9 protein-coding genes are annotated in these 14,259 nt (G+C 73.7%); all 9 read right to left on the bottom strand.

The genetic code is table 11. From position 1 onward, the window contains the following. Positions 1–38 precede the first annotated feature (38 nt). On the bottom strand, positions 39–1,196 hold the full coding sequence (gene ispG, locus DRB89_RS06810; protein ID WP_112449343.1) for a flavodoxin-dependent (E)-4-hydroxy-3-methylbut-2-enyl-diphosphate synthase: 1,158 nt from the start codon (positions 1,194–1,196) through the stop codon (positions 39–41). Between the two features lie 206 nt (positions 1,197–1,402). After that, positions 1,403–2,704 (bottom strand): site-2 protease family protein, encoded by a 1,302-nt coding sequence (locus DRB89_RS06805; protein ID WP_112449344.1) that lies wholly within the window; start codon positions 2,702–2,704, stop codon positions 1,403–1,405. After that, positions 2,701–3,954: a 1-deoxy-D-xylulose-5-phosphate reductoisomerase gene (dxr, locus tag DRB89_RS06800; protein WP_112449345.1), complete on the bottom strand. Its 1,254-nt coding sequence runs from the start codon at positions 3,952–3,954 to the stop codon at positions 2,701–2,703. The genes DRB89_RS06805 and dxr overlap by 4 nt, the downstream gene beginning before the upstream one ends. A 20-nt stretch (positions 3,955–3,974) precedes the next feature. After that, entirely contained in the window at positions 3,975–5,309 is a 1,335-nt protein-coding gene (locus DRB89_RS06795) for a hypothetical protein (protein WP_112449346.1), read from the bottom strand. 88 nt (positions 5,310–5,397) lie between these two features. After that, positions 5,398–7,392 (bottom strand): acyl-CoA dehydrogenase family protein, encoded by a 1,995-nt coding sequence (locus DRB89_RS06790; protein WP_239516039.1) that lies wholly within the window; start codon positions 7,390–7,392, stop codon positions 5,398–5,400. 133 nt (positions 7,393–7,525) lie between these two features. Next, positions 7,526–8,248, bottom strand: coding sequence for an alpha/beta fold hydrolase (locus DRB89_RS06785; protein WP_112449348.1), 723 nt, complete (start codon positions 8,246–8,248; stop codon positions 7,526–7,528). 173 nt (positions 8,249–8,421) lie between these two features. Next, positions 8,422–9,867, bottom strand: a complete 1,446-nt coding sequence (locus DRB89_RS06780; protein WP_112449349.1) for an aldehyde dehydrogenase family protein — start codon at positions 9,865–9,867, stop codon at positions 8,422–8,424. Between the two features lie 150 nt (positions 9,868–10,017). After that, positions 10,018–11,598 (bottom strand): PucR family transcriptional regulator, encoded by a 1,581-nt coding sequence (locus DRB89_RS06775; RefSeq protein WP_112449350.1) that lies wholly within the window; start codon positions 11,596–11,598, stop codon positions 10,018–10,020. A gap of 139 nt (positions 11,599–11,737) precedes the next feature. Further along, complete coding sequence (locus tag DRB89_RS06770) at positions 11,738–14,191, bottom strand: ATP/GTP-binding protein (protein WP_112449351.1); 2,454 nt, start codon at positions 14,189–14,191, stop codon at positions 11,738–11,740. Positions 14,192–14,259 lie beyond the last annotated feature (68 nt).

The following is a 14,259-nucleotide window of genomic DNA, read 5'->3' as shown; positions in this document are numbered from 1 at the left end:
GGAGCCGGGCCCGTGGGAAAGCCGGGTGGGCCGCAGCACTAGACCCCGATCGCCACCGTCGGCTCGCCCGACATCACGCCGTCCTTCTCCATCTGCTCGGCGATCTTCAGCGCCTCTTCGATGAGGGTCTCCACGATCTTCGACTCGGGGACGGTCTTGATGACCTCGCCCTTCACGAAGATCTGGCCCTTGCCGTTGCCGGAGGCGACACCGAGGTCGGCCTCGCGGGCCTCGCCCGGGCCGTTCACGACGCAGCCCATGACGGCGACGCGCAGCGGGACCTCCATGCCCTCCAGGCCGGCCGTGACCTGCTCGGCCAGCTTGTAGACGTCCACCTGCGCGCGCCCGCACGACGGGCAGGACACGATCTCCAGGCGGCGCGGCTTGAGGTTCAGCGACTCCAGGATCTGGCGGCCGACCTTGATCTCCTCCACCGGCGGGGCCGACAGCGAGACGCGGATGGTGTCGCCGATGCCCTCGGAGAGCAGCGCGCCGAAGGCGACGGCGGACTTGATGGTGCCCTGGAAGGCCGGCCCGGCCTCGGTGACGCCGAGGTGCAGCGGGTACGTGCACTGGGCGGCCAGCTGGCGGTAGGCGTTGACCATGACGACCGGGTCGTTGTGCTTGACCGAGATCTTGATGTCGCTGAAGCCGTGCTCCTCGAAGAGGGAGGCCTCCCACAGCGCGGACTCGACCAGCGCCTCGGGGGTGGCCTTGCCGTACTTCTTCAGCAGCCGGGCGTCGAGCGAGCCCGCGTTCACGCCGATCCGGATCGGGGTCCCGGCGTCCTTGGCGGCCCGCGCGATCTCCTTGACCTTGTCGTCGAACTGCTTGATGTTGCCCGGGTTCACGCGGACCGCGGCGCAGCCGGCGTCGATCGCGGCGAACACGTACTTCGGCTGGAAGTGGATGTCGGCGATGACCGGGATGTTCGACTTCTTCGCGATCACGGCGAGCGCGTCGGCGTCGTCCTGCGTCGGGCAGGCCACGCGCACGATGTCGCAGCCGGAGGCGGTCAGCTCCGCGATCTGCTGGAGCGTGGCGCCGATGTCGGAGGTCCTGGTGGTGGTCATCGACTGCACCGAGATCTGTGCGTCGCCGCCGACGGCCACGGAACCGACCTGGATCTTGCGGCTGACCCTGCGGTCGGCGAGCTTCGCCGGCACGTCCGGCATTCCGAGAGAGATGGCAGTCATCTGCTGTGCAACCCCAAGGTGTGGATCAAGGTGGGTCAAGGTCCCGAAGTCGGCGGGCTCCAGCCTTCGAGATTACGCCAAGCAGCGCGTGCCCCTCGCATCGCGGGGGGCGTGCCACCCGTACGTAGGGAGCCGGGCACGAAGCGTGCCCGGCTCCCGACCGGATGAGGTAGGGGGCTCTGCGAGCCCCCGCGCCGACCGCTCGGTCAGGTGATCCTGATGGGGTTCACCACGTCCGCGGCCAGCACCAGCAGCGTGAAGCAGACGAAGACGGCCGCCACCACGTACGCGGCGGGCATCAGCTTCGCCACGTCGAAGGGGCCCGGGTCCGCGCGCCGGAAGACCCGCGCGAAGGCGCGCCGCGCCGACTCCCACAGGGCGCCGGCGATGTGCCCGCCGTCCAGGGGCAGCAGGGGCAGCATGTTGAAGAGGAAGAGGGAGAGGTTGAAGTAGCCGAGGACCCCGAGCATGATCGAGGCCCGCTGCTCCTTGGGGATGTCCAGGGTCGCGATGTCGGCGCTGATCCGGGCCGCGCCGACGATGCCCATCGGGGAGTCGGCCTCGCGCTCGCCGCCGTTGAACACGGCGTTCCACAGGGCCGGGACCTTGCCCGGGAGGTTGGCCAGGCCCTCCACGCTGGCCTCGACGACCTCCACGACGTGCTCCGCGGACTGGGTGAAGGTGAGCGGGGCGATCACGGTCTCCGCGCTGACGCCGAGGTAGCCGGCCGACACGTACTCGTCCTTGAGGTAGCCGCCGCGGCCGTCGGTCTTGGCGACGCGGTTCTCGACGAGGGTCGGGTGGAGCTCGATCCGCTGGCCGTCGCGCAGGACGGTGAGGGTGGCGGCGCCGATCGTGGTGCGGATGTTCCGCTGGAGGGCGTCCCAGTCCTCGACCGGCTTGCCGTCGAACGCCACGATCTTGTCGCCGACCCGCAGGCCCGCGCCCTTGGCCGGGGCCACCGGGTCGCCGTCCTGGCAGACCTTGCGCTTGTCGCTCTGCTTGAGGACGCAGTCGGTGACCGTCGCGACCTGGGTGGTCGTCTGCTGCACGCCGAAGGTCATCCACACGCCGAAGAAGATCGCCAGCGCCAGGACCAGGTTCATGAACGGTCCCGCGAACATCACGATCACGCGCTTCCAGGGCTTGCGCGTGTAGAAGAGCCGCGACTCGTCGCCCGGCTGCAGCTCCTCGTACGCCGCCGAGCGCGCGTCCTCGATCATCGAGCGGAACGGCGACGTCGAGCGGGCGGTGACCTTGCCGTCCTCGCCGGGCGGGAACATCCCGATCATGCGGATGTAGCCGCCCATCGGGATGGCCTTGAGCCCGTACTCGGTGTCGCCCTTCTTGCGGGACCAGATGGTCCGGCCGAAGCCGACCATGTACTGGGGCACGCGGATGCCGAAGAGCTTGGCCGTCGAGAGGTGGCCGAGCTCGTGCCAGGCGATGGAGAAGAGCAGCCCGACCACGAAGACGAGCACGCCGATCAGGTTGAGCAGGATGGTCATGCGCGCGCCTCCACTGCGGCCCGTGCCGCCGTCTCCCGTGCCCGGGCCCGGGCCCAGGTCTCCGCTTCAAGGACGTCCGTGACCGTGAGGGAAGTTCCCGCGGCGGGAGTCCCGTGTTCGTCGACCACGGCAGAGACCGTATCCATGATTGCTGTGAACGGCAGCCGACCGGCCAGGAAGGCCTCGACGCACTCCTCGTTCGCCGCATTGAACACGGCGGGCGCGGTACCGCCCAGGGCGCCCACGTGCCGGGCCAGGCCCACCGCCGGGAAGGCCTCGGTGTCCAGCGGGAAGAACTCCCACGTGGACGCCTTGGTCCAGTCGAAGGCGGGGGCCGCGTCGGGGATCCGCTGGGGCCAGCCGAGGCCGATCGCGATCGGGCCGCGCATGTCCGGCGGGGTGGCCTGGGCCAGCGTGGAGCCGTCCGTGAACTCCACCATCGAGTGGACGTATGACTGCGGGTGGACGACGACCTCGATGCGCTCGAAGGGGATGTCGTAGAGCAGGTGCGCCTCGATGACTTCGAGGCCCTTGTTGACCAGGGTCGCCGAGTTGATGGTGATCACCGGTCCCATGGCCCAGGTCGGGTGGGCGAGGGCGTCCTTGACGGTGACCGAGGCCAGCTCGGCGCGGGTGCGGCCGCGGAAGGGTCCGCCGGAGGCGGTGACGACGAGCTTCTGCACGTCCGCGCGGGTGCCGGCGGCGAGCGCCTGGAAGAGCGCCGCGTGCTCGGAGTCGACGGGGATGATCTGGCCGGGCTTCGCGAGGGCCTTGACCAGCGGGCCGCCGACGATCAGCGACTCCTTGTTGGCGAGGGCCAGGGTCCGGCCGGCCCGCAGCGCGGCGAGGGTGGGTGCGAGGCCGATGGAACCGGTGATGCCGTTGAGCACGGTGTGGCACTCGGAGGCGGCGAGCTCGGTCGCGGCGTCCGGCCCGGCGAGGATCTCGGGCAGCGGCTCACCGGCGCCGTACTGCGCGTCCAGCGCTTCCTTCAGGGCCGGTACGACGTCTTCGCGCGCGACGGCCACGGTGTTCACCCGCAGCAGCCTGGCCTGCTCGGCCAGCAGCGCGACCCGGCCGCCCGCGGCGGACAGCGCCGTGACCCGGAACCGGTCCGGGTTGCGCAGGGCCAGGTCGATGGCCTGGGTCCCGATGGAACCGGTGGAGCCGAGGATGACGATGTCCCGGCGGCCGGCCGCGGGGTCGAAGAGGAGGTGCGGATCGGCGAGGGGGGCTGGACGGTCGCTCATGCACCCATTGTTGCCGCAACTCAGGGGCGATTGGACACGGAACCCCCTTCGGTGATCCGCAGGAGGAGGTGCGGGAGCGTTCCCGCGAAGTCCGGCAGCGTACTGGCGGCCCGCCACCAGGCGTCCGGGTCCTCGCCGAGGGCCACGGCGAACAGCCGGTCGGCCTCTGCGCGGGCGGCGAGCACGGCCTCGGGCCGGTCGTAGCGGTCGGGGTGGTCCACGACGCCCAGCCAGTGGTCCTCGTCCAGGGCCCAGACGGCCGGGAGCTTGTGGCGGATCACGTCGACGCCGGTGAGCAGCCGGCGGTCCAGGCAGTCGCGGACCCACCGGACGTCCTCCTCGACGGTCTCCATCGGTACGGCGAGGCTGGCCAGGGCGAGCTCGCGCTCCACTCCCCCGGCGGGCCGCGGGGACGCCGGGGCGAGCCGGGCCACGGCCCGGTCCAGGCCGGGCAGGGGCGGCCCGTCCGGGGGCGCGGACAGGGTGCCGGCGGCGGTCCGGGAGGCGAGTTCGGTGAGCGGTCCGGGGAAGGTGTGGGCGTGGCGCAGCAGTTCGGCCCACAGGCGGGGGTCGTCCCCCAGCGGGGCCAGGGCGCGCCGCAGGGCCGTGTGCATCCCGGCCAGCTCGGTGAGGTTCCAGCGCAGTCCGCGGGTCGCGGGCAGGTCGGCGAGGAGCAGCGCGAGGCCGGCGGGGCGGACGTCGTCCACGAGCTCGGCCTGGGTGACCAGGCCCATCCGGACGGCGCGGACGGCGGGGCGGTACCAGGAGCGGCCGTACGAGCGGGCCGTGCGCAGGTCGAGCAGGCCCCGGGCGGCTCTGGGGGGCAGGCCGCCGCGGAGCAGCAGGGCCTCGGCCGAGCCGGGCGGGAGCGGTTCGCGGGCGTGCGCGAACCAGAGCAGCTCCGGGTCCGCCTCGTGCGGGAGCGCGAGGACGTCGAGGGGGATCCGCGGCCGGTGCGTGCCGTGCCGGCGCAGCAACAGGAGCAGCTCGTCCGAGGTCAGGGGTGCCGGGTCCGGGGCCGGTGCGGCGCGCGGGTCCCGGCCCAGTTCGGCGCGCAGGACGGGCAGCAGGGCGGGCGGGGTCCGGCGGGCGGCGTACCGCACCGGTCCGGGCAGGCCGGGCAGCGGGCGGCCCAGCACGTGGGGGTTGCGGGCCACCGACCGGCGGTCCTGGTCGCTGCCGTCGCGGAGCAGGAGGCTGACCGCGGAGGCGGGCAGCCGCTCGTCCCGGGTGAGGTGGGTGCGGGTGGCGGGGTCGACGCGCCCGATCAGGTTCGCCGCGATGTGCTCCGGTGCGTGGCGCAGTACGAGCGCCACGCACCAGGCGAGCCGCCTGCTGTCCCTGTGCTGGTCCATCGCCCCGTTCCTCGCCGTGTCCGCAGCCTGCCGTCCGGGCCGGTCACCAGAGTCGTACATCCGCCCGGCGTCCGGCGATCATCGCAGGTCAGCGCAGTGGTCGGTGCACGTTCTTCCGCGTCGAGGGGCCGGGAGAGGCATCGGCGATCCACGGGCCGTCGCCGGACGGGTCGAGGATGCCCTCCTCCAGCCAGGTGTAAGTGCCGGACAGGACGCCGGCGACCACCTTGCGGTCGAGGTCGTCGGTGTTGGCCCAGAGCCGGCCGAAGAGCTCCTCCACGCGCAGCCGGGACTGCCGGCAGAAGGCGTCGGCGAGCTGGTAGGCCTCGCGGCCGTGGTCGCCGGTGGCCCGCAGGTGCTCGGCGCGCACGCAGGCCGCGCTCATCGCGAAGAGCTCGGCGCCGATGTCGACGATCCGGCCGAGGAACCCCTGCTTGGTCTCCATCCGGCCCTGCCAGCGGGACATGGCGTAGAAGGTCGAACGGGCGAGTTTGCGCGAGCCCCGCTCGACGTAGCGCAGGTGGGTGGCGAGGTCGGGGTGGCCGTCGGGGTGGAAGGCCTTGTAGGTGCCGGGGACCTGGCCGGCTCCGGCGGCGAGCCGGGGCAGCCAGCGGGCGTAGAACCCGGCGGCGCGGGCGCCCGCCTTCGCCTTGTCGCCCAGGTCCTTCTCGGGGTCGATGAGGTCGCCGGCGACCGACAGGTGGGCGTCCACGGCCTCGCGGGCGATCAGCAAGTGCATGATCTCGGTGGATCCCTCGAAGATCCGGTTGATGCGCAGGTCGCGGAGCATCTGCTCGGCCGGGACGGCCCGCTCGCCGCGCGCCGCGAGCGATTCGGCGGTCTCGAAGCCGCGTCCGCCGCGGATCTGGACCAGTTCGTCAGCCATCAGGCAGGCCATCTCGGAGCCGTAGAGCTTGGCGAGGGCGGCCTCGATCCGGATGTCGTTGCGGTCCTCGTCGGCCATCTGCGAGGCGAGGTCGACCACGGCCTCCAGGGCGAAGGTGGTGGCGGCGATGAAGGAGATCTTGGCGCCGACGGCCTCGTGCAGGGCGACGGGCCGCCCCCACTGCTCGCGTACGCCGGACCACTCGCGGGCGATCTTCAGACACCACTTCCCGGCGCCGACGCACATGGCGGGCAGCGACAGCCGGCCGGTGTTCAGCGTGGTCAGGGCGATCTTCAGGCCGGCTCCCTCGGCGCCGATGCGCTGGGCGGCCGGAACCCTGACCTGGTGGAAGCGGGTGACGCCGTTCTCCAGGCCGCGCAGGCCCATGAAGGCGTTGCGGTGCTCGACGGTGATGCCCGGCGAGTCCGCCTCGACGACGAAGGCCGTGATGCCGCCCCGGTGGTTCTCGCTCCGGGGGACGCGGGCCATGACGACGAGCAGGTCGGCGACGACCCCGTTGGTGGTCCAGAGCTTCACGCCGTCCAGGACGTACGCGTCGTCCCCGTCCGGGACCGCGGTGGTGGCCAGCCGCGCCGGGTCGGAGCCGACGTCCGGCTCGGTGAGGAGGAAGGCGCTGATGGCGGTGGTGGCGCAGCGCGGCAGGTAGGCGTCCTTCTGCTCCTGCGTGCCGAACATCTTCAGCGGCTGGGGCACGCCGATCGACTGGTGGGCGGAGAGCAGGGCTCCGATGGCCGGGCTGACGGAGCCGACGAGGGCGAGCGCCTTGTTGTAGTACACCTGGGTGAGGCCGAGGCCCCCGTACTCGGTGCCGATCTTCATGCCGAGCGCGCCGAGCTCCTTGAGCCCGCGCACGGTCTCGTCGGGGATCTTCGCCTCGCGCTCGATGCGCGCCCCGTCGATGGAGGTCTCGCAGAACTCCTTCAGCCGGGCCAGGAAGGCCTCGCCCCGCCGGACGTCGTCCGCGGCGGGGGTGGGGTGCGGGTGGATCAGGTCGAGCCGGAACCGGCCGAGGAACAGCTCCTTGGCGAAGCTCGGCCGCTGCCAGTCCTGTTCCCGGGCCGCTTCCGCGACCTGCCGTGCCTCGCGCTCGGTCACCTTGGGCTGAACGGGCTGTGCGGGCTGTTCGGGCTGTACGGGCTGTACGGGCTGCGTGCCGCCTGGCTGTGTTGCGGACATGAGGGGACTCACCTCGCCGCCGAGAGTGGGGTGGTTACCGGTCGGTGCCACCAGTGAGTCGTACCCGTTTCGGGCGGCGGGGAAGCGACTGCAATGAGGGGACGGCGGATCCCCCGCGCGGCGGGCCGTGCGCTCAGCCGCCGGGTCGGGCCACGGCCAGGCGGGCGACCTGCGCCGCGTGGGGGACGAGGTAGAAGTGGTCGCCCTCGAAGACGTGGGACGTGAAGGCGCCCGCGGTGACCTTGGACCATTCCTCCGCGCCCAGGGGGGTGACGCGGGGATCGCGGTCACCCGTGAGGGCCATGACGCCCGCGCGCAGCAGTGGAGCGTCCTCGCGGCGGCGGTAGGCGTCGATCAGGCGGTAGTCGTTGCGCAGGACCGGCAGGAACAGCTCGCGCAGCTCCGGGTCGCTCCAGAGCGCCACGTTGGGGCCGCCCAGCGAGGTGACGGAGGCGATCAGGTCCTCGTCCGTCCGTGCAGTGACCGGGGCGGTGGGCGCGAGTCCGCGGCCCGAGACGCACAGGCGGGTGAAGTGGTCCGCGCCCGCGGCTTCGAGGCGCAGGAGGGTCTCGTACGCCACGGCCGCGCCCATGCTGTGGCCGAGGAGCACGGTGGGCACGGCGGGTTCGGCCAGGAGCTCCGCGGCGATGTGCGGCGACAGCGCGTCCATGGTCGGGATCAGCGGTTCGCCGAAGCGGCTCTCGCGCCCCGGGTACCGCACCGCCACGACGTCGACCGAGGGGTCCAGGTGCCGGGTCCAGTCGCGGAAGAAGCTCGCGCCGCCTCCCGCGTGCGGGAAGCAGACCAGGCGCAGGGCGGGGTCGGCGGTGGCACGGTGCCGGGCCAGGTAGGACATGTGCGACTCGATTCGTCAGACGGAGACCGACGGGTCCGACGATGTTCCCGCGGAGCCCGGGGAACCAACCGGGACCCGGCTGTTCCCGCAGGCTAGTGGGAGGGAAAAGGGGGACGGCCGGAGCCCCCGCACAGTAGGCTCCGGCCGTCGGCTTCTTGGCCGTACGAGTCCGCTCAGATGTCGAGGCCGCTGAGGACCAGGACCCGCTCGTAGGTGTAGTCGTCCATCGCGTAGCGCACGCCCTCGCGGCCCACACCGGACTGCTTGACCCCGCCGTACGGCATCTGGTCGGCGCGGTAGGACGGGACGTCGCCGACGATCACGCCGCCGACCTCCAGCTCGCGGTGGGCGCGGAAGGCGGTCTGGATGTTGCGGGTGAAGACGCCCGCCTGCAGGCCGAACTTCGAGTCGTTGACGGCGGCGAAGGCCTCGTCGGTGTTCTCGACCTTGCGCAGGGTCAGGACCGGCCCGAACACCTCTTCGGTGGCCAGCGTGACGCCCTCGGGCACCTCGGCGACGACGGTGGGCTCGTACGAGGCACCCTCGCGCTTGCCGCCCGTGAGCAGCTTGGCTCCGGCGGCGACGGCCTCGTCGACCCAGGACTCGACGCGCTTGGCGGCGTCCTCGGAGACCAGGGGGCCGACGTCGGTGGCCGAGTCGTTCGGGTCGCCGGTGACCTGCTCCTGGACCTTCGCGACGACCTTCTCGACCAGGCGGTCGTAGACGGCGGCGTCGGCGATGACGCGCTGCACGCCGATGCAGGACTGGCCGGCCTGGTAGTTCGAGAAGGTCGCGATGCGGGTCGCGGCCCAGTCGAGGTCGGCCTCCGAGGCCCAGTCCTCCAGGACGACGGCCGCGGCGTTGCCGCCGAGCTCCAGGGTGCAGTGCTTGTGGGGCACGGCCTGCTGGATGGCGTAGCCGACCTTGTCGGAACCGGTGAAGGAGATGACCGGCAGGCGCTCGTCCTTGACCAGCTCCGGCATCTTGTCGTTGGCGACGGTCAGCACGGACCAGGAGCCGGCCGGGAGATCGGTCTCGGCGAGCAGCTCACCGATGATCAGCGCGGAGAGCGGGGTGGCCGGGGCCGGCTTCAGGATGATCGGCGCGCCGACGGCGATGGCGGGGGCCACCTTGTGGGCGCACAGGTTCAGCGGGAAGTTGAAGGGCGCGATGCCGAGGACCGGGCCCTTGACGAAGCGGCGCGTCAGGGCGAGACGGCCGACGCCGCCGGCGTCGGTGTCGAGGCGCTGGGCCTCTCCGCCGTTGAAGCGGCGGGCCTCTTCGGAGGCGAAGCGGAACACGGACACCGCACGGCCGACCTCACCGCGGGCCCACTTGATGGGCTTGCCGTTCTCGGCGGAGATCAGCAGGGCGATCTCCTCGGTGCGCTCGGCCAGCCGGCGCGACACGTGGGCCAGGGCCTCGGCGCGTACGTGGGCCGGGGTCGCGGAGAACTCCGCCGTCACGGCGTGGGCCGCGGCCACCGCCTCTTCGACCTGGGCGTCGGTGGGGACGCTCACGGTACCGACGAGACGGCCGTCCCACGGGGAGTGGACGTCGAGGCTGTCGTCGCCGGTGGCCTGACGGCCGGCGAGCCAGAAGGCGTGGGTGGAAGTCATGCTGATCCCGGCCCTTCGGAGTGTGTGCGGTGGGCTTGTCCCCTCCACGGTAGGACTCCGTCACGGTTTCGGGGCTTGTCCGGGGTGGAGTACGCGCGTGGCGCGGCGCGCCGCTTTGTCAGTGTCGCCGCCGGCGCCCGGCGTGCGGGGTCACGCCGGGGCGGACGTGGCCTTCAGGGCGAGCCAGAGCTCCATGCGGACGTCCGGGTCGTCCAGGGAGCGGTCGAGGATCTCCTCCACCCGCCGCATCCGGTAGCGCAGCGTGTGGCGGTGGACCCCGAGGTCGGCCGCCGCCGCGTCCCACTGGCCGTGGCGCGAGAGCCAGGCCTGGAGCGAGGCCACCAGGTCGCCGCGGCCCTTCTCGTCGTGCTCGCGCAGCGCCCGCAGCGTGCCGTCCGCGAAGGCCTGTACCGCGTCGTCGGCCAGCAGCGGCAGGACCGAGCCGGCGGCGAGCTCCTCGTGCTCGACCATCGGGCGGCCGCGCCGCCGGGCCACGACGAGGGCCTGGTCGGCCTGCTTGAAGGCCGCCGCCACTCCGGAGGCCAGGGCCGGCGCCGACAGGCCGAGCACCAGTTCGTCCGGCTCCGGTTCGCCCGTCTCCCCGCCGCGGCGCGATTCCAGCGCCTCCGCGTGCTCCGAGCACGCCTGTACCGCCGAGCCCCCGTCGGCCGCCAGGACCACGAGGCGGCCCGGCTCCGGCACCACCAGCAGGGTCTCCCCGGTGCGCGCCGCCGCCGACTCCACGGCGTCGGCCAGCTGGGCCAGGCCCTGCGGCTGGGCGGTCCCCGTCAGCGCCGGCTCGGCGACGATGATCCGGAACGGCGCGTCCAGCAGGGCCCCGTACAGGTCCCCGGCCACGGCCTGCGCGTGCTCCGGCTGGCCGGCGAGCAGCATGCGCAGCACGGCCGCGCCGAGGCGGGACTCCGCGTCGTGCAGGGACCGGGAGCGTTCGGTGGTGAGCGTCAGCAGCGCCACCGCCGAGTGGACGGCGTAGCGCTCCGCCGTGCCGAGCGGGGCTCCGGTGCCGACCGCCAGGGCGCCCCGGGCCCGGCGCCCGGTGCCCAGGGACTGCAGCTCGACCCGGTCCTCGGAGCCGCCCACCACGGCGCTGGCGGGCGCGGGCCGCTCGCGCAGCCGCTCCACGTCGGGGGTCAGCCGGGCGGCCCGGCGCGCGGCCCAGTCGGGAGCGGCCGCGACGACGGCGCCCGAGGTGTCGTAGAGGGCGGCCCAGCCGTGCACGTGCGCCGCGAGCTTGGTCAGCAGCTCGGCGGGGCCGTCGGCGGACAGGGCGGCGCGCGTCAGCTCCCGCTGCGCCTCGAAGCCGGCGGTCACGGCCCGGTACTGGTCGGCGGCGAGGGCGGCGGAGACGGCCTTGCTGATGGCGAGGAAGGGGGTCCGGCGGGGCACCTCGAGCAGCGGCAGGTCCTCGGCGCGGGCGGCCTCGACCAGCGCCTCGGGCACGGCGTCGTAGTTGACGCCGACGGCGAAGCCGATGCCGACGACCCCGGCCGCCGCGAGCCTGCGCACGTAGCGCCGCATCTCCTCGGGGTCCTCCGCGTCGAGCTTCATCGCGGTGATGAGGAGCAGCTCCCCGCCCTCCATGTAGGGGACGGGGTCGGCGAGCTCGCTGACGTGGGCCCAGCGCACGGGGGTGTCGAGGCGGCCCTCCCCGGCCCGGACGCTGAGTTTGAGCGCCGAGTGCTGGACGAGCGAGGCGAGGGTGAGCGGCATGGGTACCGGGCGCCTTAGGGGAGGAGGAAGGTGCGGCGGCGAGGTGCCGACGGAGGATTCTCGCCGTGGAACACCACGTCGGATTTCGCCGTGTCGTATGAACGGCCCACCTTGATTCTGCCACCCCGTACGGTTCGCCTCAGCTCGTTCCCCCGAGCCGGACCAGCAGCGGCGCGGCGCGCTCGCCCCGGACGGAGGTGAGCGAGAGCACGGCATGGCCGGGGGGCACGGTGTTGGCGAGGGCGGACGCCGACCACCGCTCCCGCTCGACCTGCCGCACGGTGACGGCATCGGTGGTGACGGCCTTGCCGGTGACCATCTTGCGCAGCGAGTGCAGGGCCCTGGTCATGGGGCGGTCGGCGTAGACCGTCCGGCTGGTGACGTCCCGCGTCTCGACCAGCTCGGTCCCCCAGGCGTCGGCGAACCACTTGCCGTCCCAGGTGGTGACCCCGGAGAACGCCACCCGGCAGCCGACCGCGCCGAGCAGCGGGGTGCGCAGCGGTTCCGGTACGTCGTCCAGGGTGCGCAGCGTGAGCAGGACCCCCGCGTTCGCCGAGCGCAGCCGCTGGACGCCGCGCACCGCCTCGGGCGTGAGGGTGCGCGAGGCGTCGTCGAAGGCGAGGAAGGCGAAGAGGGAGCGGTCGGTGCGCGCCGCGACCGAGGCGTTGAACTGGGCGAGGAGCAGCCGGGCCAGCAGTCGGGAGGCGTCGGCGTGGCCGCGCTCGGGCAGGTCGACGCGGACCCGCACGGGGTGTTCGAGGGCGCGCGGGGAGAAGGGCCGGCCGGCTCCGGTGGTGTCGAAGAAGCCGTGGAAGGCGGGCCGGTCGAGCAGGGCCACCCGATCGGCGAGGACGGGCCCCGGATCGCCGTGGGCCCCGTACTGGCGGGTCCGGGCGTCGAGCTCGCGCAGCATGGCCTGCCGGCCGGAGCGCTCCAGCACCTCGCGCAGTGCCTCGACCGCGGCCGGCCGGCCCTCGAGGAGTTCCCGCAGCTCGGCCACGGTGGGGAAGCGGCCGTACGCGGCCCGGAAGGGGCCGATGAGCTGCGCGAGGGCCGTCGCCGAGCGGCGTACGTCGATGCCGGGCAGGTCGCCGACGAAGGCCTCGGCGAGCAGCGAGGCCGCTTCGTCGGGGTCGGCGGCGCCGCCGTAGAGGTCGAGGTCGTGGACGGAGGCGGGGTCGCCGAGCCGGACGACGATGTCGTAGGCCTCGTCGGGCCCGAGCGGCGTCCCGGCCGCGGCGACGGTGATGACGGCGGCCTCGCCGGCGAGGGCCTGGAGCATCAGCGATTCGACGACCGGACGGACCAGCCGGGCGGTCTTGCCCGCTCCCGAAGGGCCGACGGCGAGCATCGAGGTCCCCAGGACGGCGGGGTCCAGGGCCAGGCCGGTCCCCCGGCGCTCGAAGGGGTTGGGTTCGGCGTCGGTGACGCTCCCGAGGCGGACCTGGCCGACGACGAGGTCGTGGCGGGCCGTGCGGACGGGCAGGTCGCGGGCTCCGGAGGGGTGGCCGCAGGCGGCGGCGCCCTTGTCCCGTACGGCCTGGACGAAGGCGGCGCGCCGCCCGGGGTCGGCCAGCACGGAGTCCCAGGCCCGCCGGATGCGCACGTGGTCGACGTCGTTCATCCGCCCGGCGGCGGCTTCGGCGGCCAGCCGGTCGGCGGATTCCGGGAACCCGGCGGCGCGCAGCCGCGGCCAGTCGGCGGGGTCGTCCGCGAGGTCCGGCCCGGCCGGGTGGGCGGCGGGGGCTTCTGCGCCGGCGGGGCCGGCGAGGGCTCCGTGCACCAGTCCGGCCCAGTCGCCGAGCCGCCCGAAGAAGAGGATGACGGGGAGGTAGACCGCCGCGTAGAGGAGGTAGGTGACCAGCGAGCCGGCCGAGCCGCCGAGCTCCGCGTACGGCAGGTGCCCGAAGGCGAGGGGGTAGACCGGCAGGGTCTCGCTCACGATGAGCAGGGTCACGACGAGGGCGCCGATCAGGGCGCCGAGCGCGCGGTACCAGGGTCCGCGGGCCACGACGAGCCGGTCGAAGGCGGTCCGCCAGCCGCCGAGCCGGGCGAACCCGAAGAGGATCCCGCCGGTGACCAGCAGCTCGTAGAGCTCGGTCGCGGCCAGGCCCCGGTGGTCGACGGGCTCGCGCCGCAGCCCGTTGGTCCACCAGTCCTCGGGGGTGAAGAGGTCGAGCGGTACGCCCACCAGGGGCAGGGCCCCGCCCACGAAGAGGCGCCAGACCGCGAAGCAGATCACGAGCGAGATCGCGACCCGCTTGAGCAGGGAGGCGTCGGCCGCGTCGGGCCGGGGCGCGGCCGGGACGTAGGCGTGGCGCCAGACGCCGGGCCCCGCGTCCGGGCGGGGGACGCGCAGCCAGTCCGCGAGGGTGGGGCCCGCGGCCGGGGCCGCGCCCGGTGCCGCTGCCGGTCCCCCGGCCGGGGCGCGGCCCGGGGCCGCCGGGTCGTGTGCGGGCCTCGGCGGGAGGCCCGGCGGACCGGAAGGCGCCGGCGGCGCGGGCGGTCCCGGCGGCGCCGCCGGGCGGGGGACGTGCCCGGCGGCGCGCGGGGCCCGCTTCTCGTGCGTGCCGTGCGTGCCGTCGGTGTCCATGTAACCCCTGCCCCCTGCCCGTTACCGCACTGTGCTGCGGGCTCAATCTAGTGGGCGCCGCCGTCCCG

The organism is Streptomyces sp. ICC4, assembly GCF_003287915.1.
GTDB classification, from domain to species: domain Bacteria; phylum Actinomycetota; class Actinomycetes; order Streptomycetales; family Streptomycetaceae; genus Streptomyces; species Streptomyces tritrimontium.
Note: the sequence above shows the minus strand (reverse complement) of the source record. Positions and strands in the feature narration are given on the sequence as shown.